Here is a 19579-nt window from a genome sequence, read left to right as displayed (position 1 = left end):
GGCCTCCCTATGGAACCGAGCGACGCTGCCGCCGAGGCGGAACACAGTGAGTCCGACTGCCTCCGGGCGCTGGCCATGGTCAATTACGGGCACTTCACCACCATGCGGGTGGAGGGCTTGCGGGTGCGCGGGCTCTCGCTGCATCTGGAGAGGTTGCGGCGTGACTGCCGTACGGTCTTCGGTGCCGATCTGGAGGCGGAGCAGGTACGCGCCCACCTGCGGAAGGCGCTGGCGGACGCCCCCGATCCGGTCACCGCGCGGGTCACGGTGTGCGATCCCGGCCTCGGGCTGGAGCGACCGGGAGCCGCGGCACGGCCCCGGCTTCTGGTGACCACACGGGCGGCGGGGCTCGCGCCGCTGCCGCCTCTGCGCGTGCGTACCGCGCCGCACCGCCGGGAGGTGCCGGCGGTGAAGCACACCGGGCTTTTCGGTGCGCTGCACCAGCGGGGGCTGGCTCAGCGCGACGGGTTCAACGACGTCCTGTTCACGCAGGGGCCTCCGGACCGGCCCGTCGTGGCGGAGGGTCCGACGTGGAACGTCGGCTTCTTCGGGGGTGGCAGCCTGGTGTGGCCGGCCGCGGACGTCCTGCCCGGTGTCACGACGGCTCTGCTCGCTGAGCACCATTCCGGCGCTCAGCGCACGGAGGAGCTGGGCGTGGAGCAACTGTCCGGGATGGAGGCCGCGTTCGCGACCAACGCCGGTTTCGGCATCCGCCCGATCGCCTCGGTCGACGGGATCGAGTTCGACGTCGAGCACCCGGCGCTGCGGGAGCTGCGGAGCGCGTACGAGTCCGTCCGCCTTGAGGAGATCTGACGCAGCGGAGATCTGACGCGGCGGAGATCTGACGCGGCGGAGATCACGCCGCGGAGGTCTGACGCCGCGTTGACGCGGCCGTGGCGGCCTTCACGCGGCCCCGGCCGGACGACCAGGCCGCGCAGGGTGTCCCCCGCGCGGCGCGTCAGTGCGGTCCCCCGTGCCGTCGCCCCCTACGGCGTCCGCTGCCCGCTCCTCTCGCCGCCCGCGTACTGCCGTGCCAGGCCCACGTACCGCTCCGCGAACTGCCGCCCGCTGGCGGGTGAGTTGACGACGGCGTCCAGCCGGGCCCGTTGCAGCCGCGCGCCGTACCGGTCGCCCTCCGGGGGCCGGTGCAGCAGGCCCGCCATCCAGTCGGAGAACTCCTCGGCCTCCCAGATGCTGGGCAGCCGCCGGTCGGAGTAGCCGTCGAGGAGGGCGCGGTCGCCGTCGGAGTACCACGCGTGGAATGCCTCGCTCAGCACCGTGACGTCCTCCACCGCGAGGTTGAGCCCCTTCGCCGCGGTGGGCGGCACTATGTGGGCGGCGTCGCCGGCGAGGAACAGCGGCCCGTGCTGCATCGGTTCGGCGACGAACGACCGCAGGGCGACGACCGACTTCTCCAGGATCGGCCCCTCGGTGAGCTCCGCCTCGCCGGTGACGGAGAGGCGTGCGTGGAGTTCCTTCCAGATCCGGTCGTCCGGCCAGTTGTCGACCGAGTCCCCCTCCTCCACCTGGAGATAGAGCCGGCTGACCTCGGGGGAACGCATGCTGGCCAGGGCGAAGCCCCGCTCGTGCACCGCGTAGACCAGTTCCTCGGAGGCGGGGGGCGCGGCGGCGAGGACGCCGAGCCAGGCGGACGGGTAGGTGCGGTCGTACGTGGTGAGGTGCCCTTCGGGGATGCTCGGGCGCGTCACTCCGTGGAACCCGTCGCAGCCCGCGACGAAGTCGCAGCTGATCTCCGTCGGCTGCCCGTCGAGCGTGCAGCGCACCGTTGAGGGGCCGTCGTGGGAGAGCTCCGGCACCACGTCGTCGACCTCGAACCAGATCTGCCCGCCCGCCTCTTCACGGGCCGCGATCAGGTCCTTGACCAGCTCCTGCTGGCCGTACACGTACGTGCTGCAGCCCGCGAGCCGTGTGACGTTCAACCGGTGCCGCTGCCCGTCGACCCGCAGTTCGAGCCCGTCGTGGTGCAGTGCCTGCCGGTCGAGCCGTCCGGCGAGGCCGGCGTCCCGCAGCACCTGGACCGAGCCGTGCTCCAGCAGTCCGGCGCGCACGCGCTGTTCGACGTACTGTCTGCTGCGGCGCTCCAGTACAACGGACTCCACTCCCTGCTGGTGCAGCAGATGCGACAGCAGCAGTCCGGCCGGACCTGCGCCGACGATGGCCACCTGTGTCCTGAGCCGATTCACGCCCTACTCCTCGTCTTCTCGATGGCAGCGGCTGGAAATGCGGGGCAGCGGGGCACGCTCAACGGGCCGCCCCGGACGACACCGGGACCCGTCCCGGGAAGTCGGCGCTGAGCAGGCGCAGCAGCGGGGTCGCCTTGACCGCGGTCTCCTCGTACTCGTCGTCCGTGTCGGACAGCGCGACGATGGCGCCGCCCACTCCGTAGCGGACGCGGGACGGGGTGACGACGAGCGTGCGGATGACGATGCTCAGGTCGCAGGCGCCCGAGAGCGAGAAGTAGCCGATGGCCCCCGAGTACACGCCGCGCGGGCCGGCCTCCAGCTCCTCGATGATCTGCATCGTACGGATCTTGGGGGCACCGGTCATCGACCCGCCGGGGAAGGCCGCGCGTACGCACTCGACCGCCGAACTCGACTCCCGCAGCCGGGCGCTGACCGTGCTGACCAGCTGGTACGTGGTCGGGTGGGTCTCCACCTCGAAGAGCTTGGGGACGCTGACCGAGCCGACCTCGGCGGTGCGCCCGAGGTCGTTCCGCACCAGGTCGACGATCATCAGGTTCTCGGAGCGGTCCTTCGGGCTGGTCTCCAGGTCGCGGCGCAGCAGCTCGTCCTCGGCGTCCGAGGCCCCGCGCGGCCGGGTGCCCTTGATCGGCTTCGACTCGGCCATGCCGTCCGCGGAGATCCGCAGGAAGCGTTCGGGCGACGTGCTCAGCACCGAGAGGCAGCCGAAGCGCAGCAGGGAGGCGAACGGCGCGGGGCTCAGGCGGCGCAGGAACTGGTAGCTCTGCCAGGGCTCCACCTCCGTCGCGGCCTCGACCATGTTCGTGAGGCAGACCTCGTACGTCGTACCGGCCGCGATCTCCTCCTGGCAGCGGTCTATGAGCGACAGGTAGCTGTCGCGGTCGTGCCGCAGCCGCAGCGGGGTGGGCACGTTGTCCGGTGCGGTGTACCGCGGCTCCCGGCCGGCCAGTTCCGTCAGCCGCCGCCCGGTGTCGTCGAGCCAGGTACGGGCGGACTCCTCGGCGCCGTCCTCGGCGAGCGCGAGCAGGTACGTGGTGGAGGTGGCGTGGTCGAACGCCACGGCGCGGTCGGCGAAGATCATGGCCGCGTCCGGCTCGTCCGAGCGGTAGCCGCGGTCCCCGCCGCACTCCGCCTTCAGCTCGTAGCCGAGGTAGCCGACCCAGCCGAGGGCGAAGTCGAAGGGCAGCTCGGGGAGTTCGACGTGCAGCGAGCGCAGGTCCTCCTGCAGCCAGGTGAGGAACTCGCCGGGCACCGTCTCGGAGCCGTCGGCCGTCTCGACGGTGACGTGCCGCTCCCAGACGTCGGCCTTGGCGACCCTGGCCAGCGGGCCGGTCGCGTCGCCCATGAAGGAGAACCGGCCGTTCTCCCCGGTGGCCGCGCCGCTGTCCAGCCAGAAGGCGTGGTCCTGCGCCTTGAACAGCTGCTCGTAGACCACCTCGTCCTGCCAGCGCGTGGGGAGGGACCTGGCCAGCACGGTGAGTTCGCGCGTGCCCGCGGGCCGGGTGCCGCTGGGCGCGGTGACGGTCTCGCTCGCCGACGCGGGGGCGGTCAGCTGCGCCGCGCTGCCCCTGCCGAACTTCTGGGCCAGGTCGCGGAAGTTGTGCAGCAGCTGGTGGCCGTACTCCGTGGCGATGGACTCGGGGTGGAACTGAACGCCCCAGAAGGGCCGTTCGCGGTGCCGGAGCCCCATCAGGACGCCGTCGTCGGCGGTGGCCGTCGCCTCCAGCTCGTCCGGCAGATCGGTGACCGCGAGCGAGTGGTAGCGCACGACGGGGAACGGCGTGGGAATCCCGGCGAACAGCTCGGTGCCGTCGTGAAAGACCTCCGAGAGACGGCCGTGCCGCGGCTCCGGGGCACGGCCCACGCGGGCGCCGAAGGAGTGGGCGATGCCCTGGTGGCCCAGGCACACGCCGAGTACGGGCAGTTCGCCGCCGTCGATGATCTCCCTGCAGATTCCGAAGTCTTCCGGCCGGTCAGGACTGCCGGGGCCGGGAGAGATGAGAATGCTGTCGAATTCCTTGAGCATACGGGGATGCCAGCTCGGGTCGTCATTGCGAATGACCACGGGCTCCCGGCCGTTCACCTCGGCCAGATAGTGGAACAGGTTATAGGTGAATGAATCGTAGTTGTCGACCAACAGCGTGCGCATCGTACCTCGCATCCTTCACGTTCTTCGGAAGTCGGACTGGGAGGCCGTACCCAGCAACACGGCGGACCGGTCCACGACTTCGGCGGCCTGTTCCGCGCCCAGGCGCGGGTCGCAGGGGGAGCTGTAGTCCGTAGTCCGTCAAAGTAGCCGCCCCGGACCCCGGACAGGCCATGAGCTCGGTCGATTCTGGGGTCATCCCCAGTTCGCGCGCACCAGCGGGCGCGGGCAGGGGGCATCTGTACGAACACCGTGAGTTCGCCGATGACCGTTCGCACCGCCCGTGCCTTCGATATCGAAGCGCTTTTTCGACTCGGCCGGTCAAACGGCGAGGAAATCGCTGATGTGCTTGTGCCGCGGGGACTTCCCGCACTCCGGAGCCAGGCCAACTTCCCCGAGTCCCGCCGCCATTGGAAACACCTGCGGGGCAAGGACTGGTGATACGCCTAGTCTTTCATCGCCGACCGGCCGGCACCGGGTCGGTACGGCTGGGTACGGACTCGGCACGGCTGAGTACGGGCGCGGTGCGACCGGCCCGCACCGCGCGTCAAGAGGACGTGGCGGCGGAGCCGTTGAGCGGATTCACCTCGAACAGCAGGTGCTCGACGACATCGTCGCCGTACTCGCCCTCGTGCACCTCGATGGTGCGCAGGAGCCGCAGTCCGCGGTCGCACGACTCGGCGATCCGGCGCAGGGCCTCGATGTCGCCCCGGCTGCAGAAGTGCAGCAGCGCGGACCCCTCCGGGGTCGTCCAGTGCGGCGCCTCGATCAGATACCGGCGGTGGGCCTCGTAGCCGGGGTCGATGTACGCCTGGTCGTGGACCGAGTCGAACTCGTAGTCCTCGGGCCCGCGCACGTAGTTGGAATGCCAGAAGATCGTGTCGAAGCGCTCACCGGGGTCGAGGGCCGCGAACAGGTCGCTCTGCACGGACCGCAGCCGGTCCTGCACGCCGTGGCGCTCCGCGTTGCGGGCCGCGTTCGCGGCGGCCTGCGGGTTGATGTCCGAGGCGACCACGCGCTCGCAGCCGGCGAGCGCGCCGAGTACGGCGAGGACGCCGGCGCCGCAGCCGACCTCGAGGAGTGACCCCCGCTCGGGCAGGCGCGTACTGCCGCCGTCCAGGCCCAGGAGTTCCACCGACACGGCCGTGGAGCGGGTGTACACCGGCGGGAAGACATCCTCGAAGAGGTCCCATTCGCGGTCGTACATGGAGAAGGTGCGCGGCCGGTCGGGGCGGGTCTTGGAGAGCCTGCTCCGCTCCAGAGAGCGTTCGAAGCTCCGGAGCTCGGCCGGGTCAGACGTTCCTTGTGACACCTGAGACGGACCTTCCACGAATCGCTGCCTGCTGTATCGGGCGCGACCCGCGCCACTGCTGGAGCACTTCCCGCGCAATCCCCGCGCGGGAAGGTGACGCTACCACGCTCGTACTGCGCGCCGGCAGCGTCCCGGGGCCGTACTCGCGCGCATGTGCCACGACGAAGACAGCGGCGCCTATGCGGAACGCGGCACCGGGGAAGGGGATCTCCAAAAGGAGATCATGCGCCGCCTCAAGAGATTCGCCGACCACTAGTCGCTTGACCATAAATTTCCCCTGGTGCCTGATTGTGCTGCCCCGTTCCGGTCGCCTTGCCCCACTCGGGTCTGCCATGATCCGTTTACCTGGTTGAAGGGGGGAACTTCTACAGGCTCGTGATCTACGGCGCCCTGTGACGACCGCAGTCAACTCTGAGTCACACCATGAATACGCGCCGTACACTGGTGTCACAATCAGGAGCGTCCGCCCGTCAACTGTGCACGTGACACGTGAAAAGCAACGCCCCTCACCCACGAAGGAATGACCGCTTTGACTCGCCGGCCAGGTGTTGGACACCGCATCAGACAAGCCCGGTTGAGAACCGGCCTCTCTCAGACCGAGCTCGCCGGAGCCGACATCTCGCCCAGCTACGTCTCGCTCGTGGAGCACGGCAAGCGAATCCCGAGCGAGGACGTCCTCAAGGTGCTGTCGGAGCGGCTGGGCGTGCCCGTACAGGATCTGCTGGAGGACGCCGAGGAGCACGAACCGCCCGCACCGGCGGCCCCCGGCGCCGACGTACGCCGGGTCGACCTGGTCAGCCGCTTCGTGCAGGCGCGCAAGCAGTGGGAGGGCGGGGACCCCGAGGCGGCGCTGACGCACTTCGCGTCCGTCATGGAGAACGACTCCGCCGCCCAGCACCAGGACGTGCTGCTCGAGTCGCGGCTGTCCGTCGCCGAGATCCTGCACGAGCTCGGCCGTACGGGAGAGGCGCTGGAGGCGCTGCAGTCGCTGCTCGACGATCTGGACGCGGCGGAGACACCGGAGCTGTGGCAGCGCGTCGAGATCACCACGGCCGACCTGCTGGAGCGCACGGGGCAGGTCGGCGAGGCGCTGCAGCACGCGCACGCGGCGTATCTCGCCGCGCAGACCGGCCGGGTGCAGGGACGGGTCAGCCGGCTGCGGGCGCAGGAGGCGATGGTTCGCTGCTGCTACTGGACGGGGAACCTCGGCTGGGTCGAGGGGCTGGATCCGACGGCGGGTGATCCGGAGCAGGCGTACTCGCCGCTCCTGGGCTCCGTACGGCTCTATCAGGCGCTGGTCCTGCGCGAGAACGGGCGGCACGAGGAGGCGATCGACATGGTCGCCTCCTCTGTCGCGCAGCTCAAGCCGATCGACGATCCGGAGCTGTGGGGCCGGTTCACGGTGCTGCACGCCGACCTGACCCTGCTGAGCCGCGGTGACGCGGTCGCGGCACGCGAGTCGCTGGAACGCGCCCGGCAGATGATGTCCTTCGTCAGCGTGACCGAGGTGCCGTACTGGCTGACCGCGGAGGACGCCGCGTGCACGCTCGCCGAGGGGCGGCCGGAGGCGGCAGCGGAGCTGGCGGGGCGCGTCATGCGGGACCGGAACGACCTACGGGCGCACAGCCTGGGCGCGAGTCTGCTGCTGGCCGCACGGGTCCTCGCGGACACCGGGCACACGGAGCGGGCGCGCGCCTGCTGTATCCGTGCGGCGGGTCTGTTCCAGAAGGCGCAGGCGTACCGCTACGCCGCTGTCGCCTGGGAGATGCTGAACGGCCCGCAGGGCCTCGGAGGCCGTACGGCGAACGGACTCGACGCTTCCTGACGCCCGGCCGCGTCATCGGCTCTACGCGCGTCGGTCCCGCGTCCCGCACAAGTCGCCGGCCGTAAGGCACCGGCGTAAGGCACCGGCCGTAAGCGCCGGTTCAACCGACGCGCGGTCAGCTGCGGCCGGACGCGGTCAGACGGCCGCCCAGCCCGCCATCGCCGGGCTCCAGCCGGCCTCGGCGCTGTCCTCGCCCCAGTACCGGATCTCGTCCGGGCGGTACCACGTCGCTATGGCGCACAGGTGGTCGTCGCTCAGCCGGACGTCCGTGACGTGCACCGACGAGACGACACCGTCGGGGTGCTCCAGCCGCACCCGGCCGCGGTCCCCGGGGTGGCCCGCATCGATGCGTCCGGGGTCCACCGTCAGGCCGTAGCCGAGGAGTTGGAGTGCGGCGTCCTTGCGGACCCACATCCGGGTGGCGAGCTTGCCCCTTTCCTTACGGGGTGCGGTGTGGACCGTCTGCCACTCGGAGGAGTGCAGCAGCCGGGACTCGGAGAGGCCCAGATGCGGAGCGGCGGTCTCCACGGAGACGCCCATGCGGTCGATGCCTTCGCCGAGCGCCATCGCCCACAGTCCGTCTGCGGTGATCTCGACCTGGGCACCGAGGCGCTTGCCCGCGGCCACCGCCGGCGGGGCGAGCGCCATCACGTCGGCCATCTCCCGCCGCGTCAGGCCGGCACCGGAGCGGTCGGCGCTCGTGCTCACGCTCGTACCGTGGTTCCCGGGCCACCCGGTCTGAGGCTGGACCGGACCACCGAGGACGTGGATTATCCCGTGACTGGAAAGGCCGTCTTGCACTCTGATCCCCCGTATTGCAACGAAAGGTGGTCGTGCGACTGGTCGGTCGCACCTTCGCTGACTGCCATTGAAGAGGCAGCCGATCCGCATTGCAAGCGCACCCGGGCCGGGTACTCAGTGTTCGCCCAGGCTGCGCGAAGTCTCCTCATCAGGCGCGTACATGACCCCGGCGAGGGCCTACCTACATGTTGACTAGCCGGGCACAGCTTAGTCAGTCGCGGCCACAGCTCAACCATTCGGACTGCAAGATTCTGGCAACAGCCTCGTTACCGGCCAGTTAACCCCCTGCCGACAGCAACTTCCGTACGGATATGGGGTTTTCCCCAGACCCGCTCCGGGAGGATGGGACCCCGCCGGAGGCAGCGCCACGGTCGGCGAGTTCCCCCCGTACTCAGCCGGGTGGCGGCTGCCACGGCACGCGTGTGCCCCGCCCGGCCCTCCGCGGGCCGGCGGGCACACCGCCGCCTCACCGGCGTGCGCGGCCGGCCCGGCACGCGGTACGGGCGGACCGGTTCTCCGACGTGCGAAGCACCTGCGACGTGCGAAGCAGCTGTGAAAGGACGTGGCGATGGCGAGCACGGAGCCGACGGCGGGCACCGGACCGGAGGACGGCGTGTCCGCCGCACCCGGCCTGTCCGCGGATCTCGACGCGTGGACCCGGCGGGTGCTGTCCCGCCACTTCGACCCCGAGAAGGGCAGCCCGTTCTGGCTGGAGCGGCTGCCGACGCTCGGCTTCGACCCGCTGGAGATCACGCGCTACGACGAGCTGGAGCGGTTCGGGCCGTTCGCGCTGGAGGCGCTGCGCAAGACCGAACCGGCCGACCTGCTGCCGCGGGACGTGCCGCGCCCGCTGTCCGGCCGGGTGTACGAGAGCAGCGGAGCCACCGGTTCACCGTGCCGTGTCTTCCACACCGAGGCGATGCGCGCGCACCAGGCGGAGTGGCGCCGGTTCGGGCTGCGGCACGCCGGTTTCGCCGAGGGCCGCACCTGGCTGCACGCCATGCCGAGCGGCCCGCACGCGGGCGGCGAGAACGCCGCGAACACGGCGCGGCTGCACGCGTCGACGGTGTACTCGGTCGACGTCGACCCGCGCTGGATCCGGGAGTTGATCAGGGACGGCCGGCTGGCCGAGGTCAACCGCTACCTGAACCACCTGGTCCGGCAGATCTCCGACGTGCTGGAAAGCACCCGCGTGCACTACCTGGAGACGACACCCGCGCTGTTCCAGGTGCTCGTACGGCAGCGTCCCGAGCTGGTGGCCGCGCTGGACGGGATCGCGCTGGAGGGCACCCAGGTGACGCCCTCCATGTACCGGGAGTTCACGGAGGCGCTGGACGGCGGCCTCATCGGCACCACGTACCGGAACGCGCTCGGGGACGCCATGGGCCTGCCCGCGCGGCTGGGTTCGGGCCCGGACGACGATCTGCTGCCGTACGTGCCGCACTACCCGCAGGTGACCATGAGGGTCGTGGACAAGAAGGACCCCGAGCGGACCGTCGGTTTCGGCGAGGTGGGCCAGCTGCGGATCACGGTGCTGCACGACGACCTGTTCCTGCCGAACGTGCTGGAGCGCGACCAGGCCGTACGGGTCGAGACCTCGGACGACTGGCCCTGCGACGGCGTCGCCAACCTGCAGCCGCTGCAGGTCGCCTGGGACCTGCCCGAGGGAATGTACTGAGCGGAACCGGTCACGTGGTGACGGCCCGCGGCTCTCCGGAGCCGCGGGCCGTCCACCGTTCAGCCGGAGTCCGCCCGCTGTTCAGCCGGGCCGGGTCAGCCGGGGGTGGGGACGCCCACGCCGTACTCGAGGAGCGACGCGATCGCGTCGGCCACCCGCTCCGGGGCGTCCACGTGGACCACCGGGAACGGGAAGTCGATGACGTGCCGCGGCAGCGACGGGCCGAGTACGAGCGCCAGCCGCGTGCCCTGCTCGGCCAGGCCCGAGACGAGCGCCCCGATGTCGGCCGGTTCGGCCACGCAGCGCCCGAACAGGTCCCGTACCTCACCCGCGCCGGTCAGCGTCCCCGGCTCCAGGCAGGAGCAGACGGGCGGTTCGGGGTCGCGGAACTCCAGCCTCCGGAGCCGCTGAACGGCCCTCTCGTGCTCCGTCAGCGCCAGCGGGCTGTGCAGCACCGCGGGGTGCCCGCCCGACAGCCGTACGGCGCCCTCGGGTGCCTCCCCGGCCAGCGCGGTGAGCGCCTCGGCGTCGCCGGTGAGCAGCAGCACCCGGCAGGTGCCGTCGGGTTCGGTGCCGAGCGAGGCGCCGACGCGTACCCGGCGCGGGTCCAGCGCCGCGTACCACTCCGGGTCGCGGTCCCGCGGCAGGAACACCACGGCGCGGGCCTGGCCCGGACCGCGCCCGTCCTGCCGTACGTCCGGCGCGTCCCGTACGTCCGCCACGTCCGTGACGTCCGCGCCCTCCGCTCCGGCTGTGCCTTCCAGGCCGCCCATGCCGCCCATGCCGTCCAGCAGCAGCGCGAACAGCTCCTCGCGCGGCAGCGCGCCCGCCAGGCACCCGGCCGCCAGCGCGCCCGTGCCGAAGCCGCCGAGCACCGCCGGGCGGATGCCGTGCACGCCGAGGACGTCGTGGATGCCGAGCATGGCGGCGGTGAGCGCGACCCGTTCGGCGCGTGCGCGGTCCCGGTGGCCGTCCGCGGTCGCGGGATCCAGCAGGGCGCTCACGCCGACGCCGGCCCACGAGGCGAATTTCGCGTACTGGTAGCGCATCACGGGCGACTGCTCGTGAAAGCCCCCGGCTCCCCGGATTTCCCGCGTCTCGTCGTCGAGCAGTTCGGTGCCGCAGAGAAACGCCAGACTCATTCTTCGACCTCTGGTGTCATCGGGGTGTCCTCAGGTGGCCCCTCGGCGGGGTGGACGGACCCCTCGGCGGGGCTGGACTGCTCGTGACACTAGATCGTGCCCGTGGGGCCGACCAGCGTGCCCTCCCGCGGACGCTCAAGAATCGGGGAAAGACCCAGACTTAGCGCCCTTACGCCCGACCCCCCTTGTGCTGACCAGCCCGGCGCCGTGAATAGTGGCTATTGCCTGATCCATGCCTGATACGTGCCGCGCGCACCCGTTCCGCGCGTGTCCGTGTGCACGCGCCCACGCGCTGTTCCGGAAAGGACGACCCCGTCTGATGACTGCAGCATCCGCAGACGACGGCCTGTGGTGCCGGAGGTTCCACCCGGCACCCGAGGCGAGCCAACGCCTCATCTGCTTCCCGCACGCGGGGGGCTCGGCGAGCTTCTACTTTCCGGTGTCGGCCGCGCTGAAGCCGGAGGTGGACGTGCTCGCCGTCCAGTACCCGGGCCGGCAGGACCGCCGCCAGGAGCCGGGTATCGACTCCGTCGACGTGCTCGCCGACCGGGTCGCCGAGGCGCTGAGCGGCTGGATGGACCGGCCGGTGACGTTCTTCGGGCACAGCATGGGCGCCGTCGTGGCGTTCGAGGTCGCGCACCGTCTGGAGCGCGACGGGAAGCAGCCCGTACGGATCTTCGCCTCCGGGCGCCGCGCACCGTCCCGGCACCGCGACGAGCAGGTGCACAAGCGGGACGACGACGGGCTGGTCGCGGAGCTGCGCGAACTGGCCGGGACGGACGCGCAGGTGCTCGGCGACGAGGAGCTGCTGCGGATGATCCTGCCGGCGATCCGCAGCGACTACACGGCGGTGGAGACGTACGAGAGCGGCGCCGGCAAGACGGTGCGCGCGCCCATCTCCGTACTGGTCGGCGACGACGACCCGAAGACCACCCTGGACGAGGCCGCCGACTGGAAGAAGCACACTTCCGGCGGCTCCGACCTCCAGGTGTTCCCGGGCGGCCACTTCTTCCTCTCGGAGCGTGCGGCCGAGGTGATGGCCGTGCTCCGCGGGCACTTCGCCGCGTCCCGCGCGGACGGTGCGTGAGATGGCCGTGCCAGGGCTCAGGACGAAGCGCCGCGCCGAGGAGCGCGCGCGGCGCACCTTCACCGTACGGTCGGGGGTGAGCGGCGGGCGCGTACGGCTCAGCGCCCTCGACACGATCACCGGCACCCTCTACACCGACCGCGCGTTCTTCTTCCGCGAGACGCTGGACGGTGCCGCGCTGCGCGAGTCGCTCGCCAGGACGATGCGGCACCACCAGGTGCTTGGCGGCCGGCTGGAGCGGGACGCGGACGGCGGGCTGAGCGTCGTCTGCAACGACGCGGGAGCCCTCTTCGAGGAGGAGGACTCGCCGCTCAGCATGGCCGAGCACGAGCACGGGCGGCCCGGACGTCCGTCGCTGCCGCAGCTGCTGCCTCGGGTGCCGCTGTTCCAGATGACGGGCGAGAACCTGCCCACGCTGGCGGTGCGGCTCACGCACACCGCCGGCGGCGGCACGATACTGGGCATCCGCATCAAGCACGTGCTGGTGGACGCGCGCGCGTACGCGACGTTCATGGCGAACTGGTCCTGCGAGCACCTCGGGCGGGACTATCCGGAGCCGAACCACGACCGTGAGCGGCTCGACGAGTTGGGCGCGGACGCGCCGCCGGAGGCCACCGAACGCAGCGAGCGCTTCGTTCTGGCGAGCCGGCGCGCGAAGTTCAGCCTGCTGGCCAGGATCGCCGTCACCGCCCCGCGCATCGAGACCGTGTCCGCGCGGCTCAGCGGCGCGGAGACGCGGGAGCTGAAGGCGGCGGCCATGAACGACCTCGCGGGCACCGGCCGCTGGGTCTCCACCAGCGACGCGGTCGCCGCACACGTGTGGCAGACCGTCGCCGAACTCCGCGACCGGCCGGCCGACGCGAACGAGACGCTCGGACTGATCGCCCAGTTCAGCTCCATACCAGGCGACACGCTGCCGGAGCACTACTGGGGCAACACCATCACCAGCGTCCGGCCCCACATGACGGCCGGGCAGCTGCGCTCCCGCGCGCTGGGCGACATCGCGCACACCGTACGGGAGGGCCTGTCGGGGATCACCGCCGAGAAGCTGCGCGACGAGACGGCGTTCCTGCTCGCGCAGCGGGCCGCGGGCCGGGAGCGGCGGATCATGCCGAGGATGCCGTTCGGGGCGTTCAACGACACCGTGGAACTCAACAACCTGTCCAAGCTGCCGTTCTACGAGATCGACCTCGGCGCCGGAACCCCGTTCTGGTGCGAACCGGCGCGTCTGCCCGTCCCGTGGATGGTGCACTTCCTGCCGACGCCCGACGAGGAGGGCTCGATGAACGTGCACATCAGCATGCCGCGTGCGACGGCCGCCACGTTCCGTACGGAGCGGTGGCAGGAGCGGCTGCACGCGTACGCGCCGGACGGCGTGCCGCAGGGCGGCGCCTGACGGCCCGGTGCCCGTGCCTGCACGGGCAGTTGTGAGGATTTCCCCAAGCGGTGCGGCGGAGGATGGACGGACCGCCGGAAACCCCATCCGGCGGGCACCGCCGCCGCCTGAGAGGAACACGATGACGGCCACCGACACACCCGGAGCCTTCTCCGCCGAAAGCTGGCTCGACACGGACCTGGACGCGTGGACGCGCAAGGTCCTGCGCCGGCAGTTCGACCCCGAGACGGGCAGCCCGTACTGGCTCAAGCAGGTGCCGGAACTCGGCTTCGACCCGCTCGAGATCACCCGCTACGACGAGCTGTCCGCGTTCGGCAACTTCGATCTGAGCGTGCTGCGCGACCTCGACCCGGTCGACATGCTCCCGCAGGCCGTGGAGCGCCCGCTGACCGGCCGCGTCTTCGAGTCGGGCGGCACCACGGGCGCCCCATGCCGGGTGTTCTACACCGAGCGGATGGCCGAGGTCGTCGCCGGCTGGTGGCAGTACAGCCAGGAGACGGCGGGGTTCGAGCCGGGGCGCACCTGGCTGTTCGCCGGCCCGAGCGGGCCGCACCTCATCGGGAGCATGCTGGAGCGCGTGACGCGGATGAGCTCGTCCATCCTGTACGGCATCGACCTCGACCCGCGCTGGGTCAAGGAGCTGATCCGCGGCAGCCGGCTCAACGAGATGAACCAGTACGTGGACCACACCAGCGGGCAGGTCATCGCCATCCTGGACAGCCAGCAGGTGGACTACCTCGAGACGACGCCCGCCATGCTGCAGGTGCTGCTCCGCAAGCGGCCCGACCTGGTGGGGAAGCTCCAGGGCGTGGGCCTCTCCGGCACGCACATCACGACCAAGCAGTACGAGGACTTCAAGGCGGCCATCGCGGGCGACGTGATCTGCGTGCGCTACGGCAACACCTTCGGCTGCGGCATGGGGCTGCCGTACGAGGAGGGCTCCGGCCGGCTGGCGTACGTCTCCAACTACCCGCAGGCCACGCACGCGGTGGTGGACAAGGACGACCCGACCCGCCTGGTGGGCTACGGCGAGCTGGGCCGCGTACGGCTCACGGTGCTGCACGAGGACCTGTTCCTGCCGAACATCCTGGACCGCGACCAGGCCATCCGCCACGACACCGGCCCGCAGTGGCCGTGCGACGGCGTCGCGAACGTGGAGCCGCTGACGAAGAGCAAGTCGGCCCCGGAAGGCCTGTACTGAGCGGCGCGTGCCGACCCGCCACCACGGCCCGCGCACGACCGCCCGCACCGGCTGCCCGCGCACACAGCGCCCGTACACACGACGCGCGCCCGGCTGACCCACGGTCCGCCGGGCGCGTACGCGTACCACGGGGTCAGCGGCTCTCCACCGCCACGTCGAAGTGCTCGTAGTAGAAGCCGAACCGCTCCCGCAGCGCCTCGACGTCCAGGGCGAAGTCCTCCGCGGCGTACTTGTGGCGGCCGCCGCGCTTGCTCTCCGACTCGGCGTAGTCCCGCATCGCCCGCTCGGTGGCGGCGTCCAGCTCGCGGTCCGCCGCCTCGTAGACCCGCTTCATCTCGCCCAGGGGGTCCGAGACGAGGTCGCGGAACTTGATGTCGACGACCCGGTCGCCCGCCTTCTCGTGGTCCCGTACGGCGGCGCGCAGCAGCCGTTCGATGAAGTCCGCGGCGTACTGCCCCACCAGGAGCGGGTCCGGGCGGTCGAAGTAGACGCGGGCGCCGTACGTGACCATGTTGGCGAACGAGATCACCGAGGTGACCGGGTCGCGGTGGGTCTGGACGACGGTGGCGTCGTCGAAGACCGACAGCAGCGGCCCGAGCATCTCCAGGTGGCCCGGCGCCTTCAGCGCCCAGCGGTCGCCGCCGGGACGGCTCCACTGGAGGTACTGCAGGACCCGCGCGAAGTGCCGGTAGCCCGGGGTGTGGTCGGCCTGGGTGTACCACTCGCGGTAGGCCGGCACGAGCGCGATGTTCTCGTACATCGACGAGCAGTGGGAGATCGCCAGCAGCGGGTTCTCCTCCTCCGGCTCGTCGTGCACCAGCCCGTGCATGCTGGCCTGTTCGGGCAGGATCTTGTTGGTGAGTTTCAGCTCCGTACGGCTCGCCGCGATCCGCGGGTCCGGGTCCTTCTGCGCCGCCGTCGGGTCACCCTTGGGCAGCGGGTGGCTGCTCTCCCACAGCGGCAGGCAGCGGAAGCCGCTGTCCTGCCACAGGAGCTTCTGTACGAACGTGGTGCCGGTCCGCGGGGTGCCGGTGACGAACACCGGGCAGGACACCTGCGCCTCGAAGATCTCCGGGTGGCCGGCGGTGAGTTCCTGCAGCCGCAGCCGGTTCACGAGGCTGCCCAGGATCTGGTTGTGCAGCACGAACCGGCCGTTGGTGCTCAGTTGCAGCTCGGTGCGGATGGACCGGCACAGCACCTCGAGCGGCTCGTCCAGCGGCGCGTCGTCCCCGAAGTCCGTCAGCCCGGTCTTGGCCCGTGCCTTGGCTTTCAGCTGCTCCGGGTCGAACTGCCACATCCGCTGCGCGAGCGGTGTGAAGGCGCCGCCGAGCAGCCGCATGGCCGCCGGCAGCTTAGGGCGGGCCAGCGCGGCACCCCGCCCCGTCAGGTCCTGCGGGCGGGGCGGCGCGGAATCGCGCAGCATACGGGCTCCCGTGGTGTCTTCGGCTGCCGTCACTTGGCTGCCTTCTTGTACTTGCTCACGGCGATCGTGCGGAACACGAGGATCAGGACCACGGACCAGCCCATCGAGGCCCACGTGGCGTTCTCCATCGGCCACGACTCCGACGGGACGTACGGGTTGCCGAACATCTCACGGGCCGCCTGCACGGTGGCGCTGAACGGGTTCCAGTTCACGACGTGCTGCAGTGCCCGCGGCAGCGTGTGGGTGGGCACGAAGGCGTTCGACATCATCGTGAGCGGGAACATGATGATGATGACGCCGCTCGCGGCCTCGGGAGTGCGCACCGACATGCCGATGGCGGCGCCGACCCAGGAGAAGGCGTACGCGAGGAACAGCAGCAGCGCGAAGCCTCCGACGGCCTTCAGCAGACCCTCGTGGATGCGCCAGCCGACCAGCAGCCCGATGGTGATCATGACGACGAGCATCAGCAGGTTCTGCACGAAGTCGGCGACCGTACGGCCGGTGAGGACCGCGCCGCGGGACATCGGCAGCGACCGGAACCGGTCCACCATGCCCTTCGTCATGTCCTGCGCGATGTTCGTGCTGGCGGAGATCACGGTGACGAAGAGGATGGACTGGGCGAAGAACCCCGCCATCATGTACTCGCGGTACTGGTCCCGTCCTCCCGCGCCGCTGCCGATGGCGCCGCCGAAGACGTAGGCGAACAGCAGGATGAAGAGCAGCGGCTGCACCAGGTTGAACATCAGCTGCTCGGGCACCCGGAACATCTTGATGATGTTCCGCCGTGCGCAGACGAGCGATTCACGACCGGTCTGGCCGGGGTTGGTGGGGTACGGCGACGCGGAGACCACGGGTGTGCCGGCGTTCGTGTGGGGGGGCATCGTAACGGCCATGGTGTTCACACCCGATTCGTGGTCTGCGTGATGTGCGTGAGCTTGAGCTGGAGAGTGGTCTCTGCCTCACGTATGTCCGCCGCCGCGGGACCGGTCCCGTGGACGGTGGCCTCCCGGCGGGCCTGCCGGGCGTCCTCACCCGTCAGGTAGAGGAACACCTCGTCGAGTGTGGGCCTGCGGAGTCCGATGTCGTCGACGGCGATGTTCCGCTCGTCCAGTTCGTTGATGATGGTGCCGAGCACCTTCGAACCACCGGAGATGGGCAGCGTGATCTGGTGCGCCGACCGGTCGACCGTGGCCTCGCCGGTCGCGAAGCGGCTGAGGAACTCGACGGTCCAGTCGAGCTGTTCGATCGAGCGCACGATCAGCTCGATGCGCTCGTGGCCCGCCAGCCGCTTCAGGTCGTTCGGCGTGCCCTGAGCGATGACCTTGCCGTGGTCGATCACGGAGATGTCGTTGGCGAGGCGGTCCGCCTCCTCCAGGTACTGGGTCGTCAGCAGCAGCGTCGTACCGTTCGCGACGAGCGCCTCGACGGCCTCCCACAGCAGCAGCCGGTTGTACGGGTCGAGACCGGTGGTGGGCTCGTCCATGAACATCACCGGCGGGTTGCCCACCAGGGCCGCGGCCAGGTCGAGCCGGCGGCGCATGCCGCCCGAGTACGTCTTGGACGGGCGGTCCGCGGCCTCCTGCAGGCCGAACCACTCGAGGAGTTCGTGGGCGCGCATCTTGGCGTGCCGGGTGCGCATGCCGTACAGCTCGGCGACCAGCTGGAGATTCTCCCGCCCGGTGAGCAGTTCGTCGAGGGCGGCGTACTGGCCGGACAGGCCGATGTTCAGGCGCACCTTCTGCGGGTCGGCGAACACGTTGTGGCCGGCCACCATCGCGGTGCCCGAGTCGGCGCTGATCAGGGTGCTGAGGATGCGCACCGTGGTGGTCTTGCCGGATCCGTTGGGCCCGAGCAGACCGAGAACGGAACCCGGCGGCACCGAGAGGGCCATTCCGTCCAGGGTTGTGACGTCACCGAATGTTTTCCTGAGACCTTCGGCGTAAATGGCGCCGGGCATGGGATCTCCAGCTTGCTTGTGGGGTGCGGATGGGCGTGCGGACTCAGTCGTCCTGGATTTCGACCCCGTGTTCGAAGATGGCGGAGATCGCCTCCGGGATGGCCCCGGGGTTGTCCACATAGCCGACGGGGAAGGGGAACTTGAGCAGATCCTTGATCAGTGAGGGTCCGACGACGAGGGCGAGCTGGGCGCCGTTGCTCTTCATCCCCTCGTACATGTGCACGTTGCTCATGGGCTCGGCGACGTTCCGGTAGAACATCTCCCGTACCTCACCGGCCGTGGTGAGCACCTTCTGCTCGATGGACGAGCACAGCTTCAACTGCGGGTCGCTGAACGGCACTTCCGAGACCTGCCGGCGCGTCTCCTCGAGGGCGGCCGCGCGCAGCGGCGTGTGAACGGCGATGTTCACGTCCTCGCTGACGGTGACCGTGTGCTCGGGCGCCTCGTCGCGCAGCTTCTCCAGGGCGTCGCGGAAACCGGCGAGCATCAGGACCCGGCTGCGTCCCGTCGGCTCCAGCCCGAAGTCGCCGCCCAGCCAGACGCCTTCGCGCTGCTCGCCGTAGTACCACTCCGGGTCCACGGCGAGCGGGGCGAACACCGTCGCGGCGCCCTGCGCGCGGCCGCCCTCGTGCGGCTCGAGCCGCTGGTTGCCGCGGAACAGCAGCGAGATGAGGTCTTCCCGGGACACAGCGCCCGCGACACAGCTCGCCACCAGCCCGCCCAGACTGAGCCCGCCGACCATGGCCGGGCGGATGCCCTTCTCGACCAGGATGTCGTGGATGCTCAGCTGCGCGGCGGCCAGCCCGACCAGATTGACCCGCACCTGGTGCTCCGGGGAGCCCTCGGCGGCGACATCGGCACGGAGCAGCGTGTCGACATCGAGCCCGGTCCACTTCGCGACGTGCTGGAACGTGTCCCGCACGGAGGCGTTCTCGTCGTAGAACTGGAGGATGCCGTCGGGCTGGTAGTTGAACTGGTTGGAGCCGAAAATGAACGCAAGTGCCATCTGCCACCTCGGTCGGGACGGTGTTTCGGTAGGACAGGCGCGCGGATGGCGCCCGGTTTACTCCGCTACGTAGGTGGAACCGGCCCAGTCGAACGCCAGCAGCTCGTGCCCCTCCACGGAGACCCGGTCCGTGGACGGCTCGAAGTGCTCGTAGCGGTTCGAGCGCATCAGCTTGATCCGGACCGTGACGTCCTCGACACGACGGATCCGCTCCTGCTCAGGAAGGTCCCGGGCGGGACCCCCGCGGAGAATGACGTTCGCCTCGCTCGACCGCATGACAGATCCTTCCTGGAAGCTGACCGATCGCACACGCCAGGTGTTGCCGGAAATCCCTTCACCGACCATTGCAGCAGCCGCGCCTTGAGGAGATCCCTAGTTGACAG

16 protein-coding genes are annotated in these 19579 nt (G+C 70.5%); 6 read left to right on the top strand and 10 right to left on the bottom strand.

Annotated elements, in window-relative coordinates; genetic code table 11:
- Positions 1 to 9 precede the first annotated feature (9 nt).
- The gene (locus DVA86_RS14660) at positions 10 to 813 is read left to right on the top strand and encodes an aminotransferase class IV (RefSeq protein ID WP_208878760.1); all 804 of its coding nucleotides are present in this window, start codon (positions 10 to 12) and stop codon (positions 811 to 813) included.
- Positions 814 to 986: 173 nt separating this feature from the next.
- Here DVA86_RS14660 and DVA86_RS14655 read toward each other — a convergent pair whose 3' ends face one another.
- The 3 genes from DVA86_RS14655 to DVA86_RS14645 all read right to left on the bottom strand — a co-directional run bounded on the left by DVA86_RS14655 (position 987) and on the right by DVA86_RS14645 (position 5680).
- A complete protein-coding gene (locus tag DVA86_RS14655) occupies positions 987 to 2204 on the bottom strand; it encodes a 4-hydroxybenzoate 3-monooxygenase (RefSeq protein ID WP_208878758.1) in 1218 nt (405 codons plus the stop codon).
- 58 nt (positions 2205 to 2262) lie between these two features.
- On the bottom strand, positions 2263 to 4371 hold the full coding sequence (gene pabB, locus DVA86_RS14650) for an aminodeoxychorismate synthase component I (protein ID WP_208878757.1): 2109 nt from the start codon (positions 4369 to 4371) through the stop codon (positions 2263 to 2265).
- A 544-nt stretch (positions 4372 to 4915) separates the two neighbouring features.
- A complete protein-coding gene (locus tag DVA86_RS14645) occupies positions 4916 to 5680 on the bottom strand; it encodes a 50S ribosomal protein L11 methyltransferase (protein ID WP_245996581.1) in 765 nt (254 codons plus the stop codon).
- 520 nt (positions 5681 to 6200) lie between these two features.
- Here DVA86_RS14645 and DVA86_RS14640 point away from each other — a divergent pair.
- Positions 6201 to 7505, top strand: coding sequence for a helix-turn-helix domain-containing protein (locus DVA86_RS14640; RefSeq protein ID WP_281279292.1), 1305 nt, complete (start codon positions 6201 to 6203; stop codon positions 7503 to 7505).
- Between the two features lie 135 nt (positions 7506 to 7640).
- On the opposite strand, the gene DVA86_RS14635 is transcribed toward DVA86_RS14640, so the two are convergent.
- Complete coding sequence (locus DVA86_RS14635) at positions 7641 to 8213, bottom strand: 4-phosphopantetheinyl transferase family protein (RefSeq protein WP_208878754.1); 573 nt, start codon at positions 8211 to 8213, stop codon at positions 7641 to 7643.
- A 661-nt stretch (positions 8214 to 8874) separates the two neighbouring features.
- On the opposite strand from DVA86_RS14635, the gene DVA86_RS14630 reads away from it, so the two are divergent.
- Positions 8875 to 9984: an arylcarboxylate reductase gene (locus DVA86_RS14630; RefSeq protein WP_245996575.1), complete on the top strand. Its 1110-nt coding sequence runs from the start codon at positions 8875 to 8877 to the stop codon at positions 9982 to 9984.
- 95 nt (positions 9985 to 10079) lie between these two features.
- Here DVA86_RS14630 and DVA86_RS14625 read toward each other — a convergent pair whose 3' ends face one another.
- Positions 10080 to 11126: a hypothetical protein gene (locus DVA86_RS14625; protein WP_208878752.1), complete on the bottom strand. Its 1047-nt coding sequence runs from the start codon at positions 11124 to 11126 to the stop codon at positions 10080 to 10082.
- Between the two features lie 319 nt (positions 11127 to 11445).
- Between DVA86_RS14625 and DVA86_RS14620 the strand changes: the two genes are divergently transcribed.
- The 3 genes from DVA86_RS14620 to DVA86_RS14610 all read left to right on the top strand — a co-directional run bounded on the left by DVA86_RS14620 (position 11446) and on the right by DVA86_RS14610 (position 14810).
- Entirely contained in the window at positions 11446 to 12213 is a 768-nt protein-coding gene (locus DVA86_RS14620; protein WP_208878751.1) for a thioesterase II family protein, read from the top strand.
- Between the two features lies 1 nt (position 12214).
- Entirely contained in the window at positions 12215 to 13609 is a 1395-nt protein-coding gene (locus tag DVA86_RS14615; RefSeq protein WP_208878749.1) for an acyltransferase, read from the top strand.
- A 121-nt stretch (positions 13610 to 13730) separates the two neighbouring features.
- The gene (locus tag DVA86_RS14610; RefSeq protein WP_208878748.1) at positions 13731 to 14810 is read left to right on the top strand and encodes a phenylacetate--CoA ligase family protein; all 1080 of its coding nucleotides are present in this window, start codon (positions 13731 to 13733) and stop codon (positions 14808 to 14810) included.
- A 133-nt stretch (positions 14811 to 14943) separates the two neighbouring features.
- Here DVA86_RS14610 and DVA86_RS14605 read toward each other — a convergent pair whose 3' ends face one another.
- The 5 genes from DVA86_RS14605 to DVA86_RS14585 are packed head-to-tail and all read right to left on the bottom strand — an operon-like array spanning position 14944 to position 19472.
- On the bottom strand, positions 14944 to 16266 hold the full coding sequence (locus DVA86_RS14605; RefSeq protein ID WP_208878747.1) for a sulfotransferase family protein: 1323 nt from the start codon (positions 16264 to 16266) through the stop codon (positions 14944 to 14946).
- Positions 16263 to 17114 carry an ABC transporter permease gene (locus DVA86_RS14600; RefSeq protein ID WP_245996573.1) on the bottom strand — a complete coding sequence of 284 codons (852 nt, stop codon included), beginning with the start codon at positions 17112 to 17114 and terminating at the stop codon, positions 16263 to 16265. Before DVA86_RS14600 ends, DVA86_RS14605 begins: the two co-directional genes overlap by 4 nt.
- Before the next feature lie 17 nt (positions 17115 to 17131).
- Entirely contained in the window at positions 17132 to 18190 is a 1059-nt protein-coding gene (locus DVA86_RS14595) for an ATP-binding cassette domain-containing protein (RefSeq protein WP_208878744.1), read from the bottom strand.
- A gap of 43 nt (positions 18191 to 18233) precedes the next feature.
- Entirely contained in the window at positions 18234 to 19196 is a 963-nt protein-coding gene (locus DVA86_RS14590) for an acyltransferase domain-containing protein (protein ID WP_208878743.1), read from the bottom strand.
- A 57-nt stretch (positions 19197 to 19253) separates the two neighbouring features.
- The gene (locus DVA86_RS14585) at positions 19254 to 19472 is read right to left on the bottom strand and encodes a DUF5988 family protein (RefSeq protein ID WP_208878742.1); all 219 of its coding nucleotides are present in this window, start codon (positions 19470 to 19472) and stop codon (positions 19254 to 19256) included.
- Between the last annotated feature and the right edge of the window lie 107 nt (positions 19473 to 19579).

Origin of the sequence: Streptomyces armeniacus (genome assembly GCF_003355155.1) — a bacterium.
Lineage (GTDB): Bacteria > Actinomycetota > Actinomycetes > Streptomycetales > Streptomycetaceae > Streptomyces > Streptomyces armeniacus.
Note: the sequence above shows the minus strand (reverse complement) of the source record. Positions and strands in the feature narration are given on the sequence as shown.

Coding starts and splice junctions, on each gene's coding strand:
- DVA86_RS14660 (WP_208878760.1), top strand. CDS start 10: ATGGAACCGAGCGACGCTGCCGCCGAGGCGGAACACAGTGAGTCCGAC.
- pabB (WP_208878757.1), bottom strand. CDS start 4,371: ATGCGCACGCTGTTGGTCGACAACTACGATTCATTCACCTATAACCTG.
- DVA86_RS14640 (WP_281279292.1), top strand. CDS start 6,201: ATGACCGCTTTGACTCGCCGGCCAGGTGTTGGACACCGCATCAGACAA.
- DVA86_RS14630 (WP_245996575.1), top strand. CDS start 8,875: ATGGCGAGCACGGAGCCGACGGCGGGCACCGGACCGGAGGACGGCGTG.
- DVA86_RS14625 (WP_208878752.1), bottom strand. CDS start 11,126: ATGAGTCTGGCGTTTCTCTGCGGCACCGAACTGCTCGACGACGAGACG.
- DVA86_RS14620 (WP_208878751.1), top strand. CDS start 11,446: ATGACTGCAGCATCCGCAGACGACGGCCTGTGGTGCCGGAGGTTCCAC.
- DVA86_RS14615 (WP_208878749.1), top strand. CDS start 12,215: ATGGCCGTGCCAGGGCTCAGGACGAAGCGCCGCGCCGAGGAGCGCGCG.
- DVA86_RS14610 (WP_208878748.1), top strand. CDS start 13,731: ATGACGGCCACCGACACACCCGGAGCCTTCTCCGCCGAAAGCTGGCTC.
- DVA86_RS14600 (WP_245996573.1), bottom strand. CDS start 17,114: ATGCCCCCCCACACGAACGCCGGCACACCCGTGGTCTCCGCGTCGCCG.
- DVA86_RS14595 (WP_208878744.1), bottom strand. CDS start 18,190: ATGCCCGGCGCCATTTACGCCGAAGGTCTCAGGAAAACATTCGGTGAC.
- DVA86_RS14590 (WP_208878743.1), bottom strand. CDS start 19,196: ATGGCACTTGCGTTCATTTTCGGCTCCAACCAGTTCAACTACCAGCCC.
- DVA86_RS14585 (WP_208878742.1), bottom strand. CDS start 19,472: ATGCGGTCGAGCGAGGCGAACGTCATTCTCCGCGGGGGTCCCGCCCGG.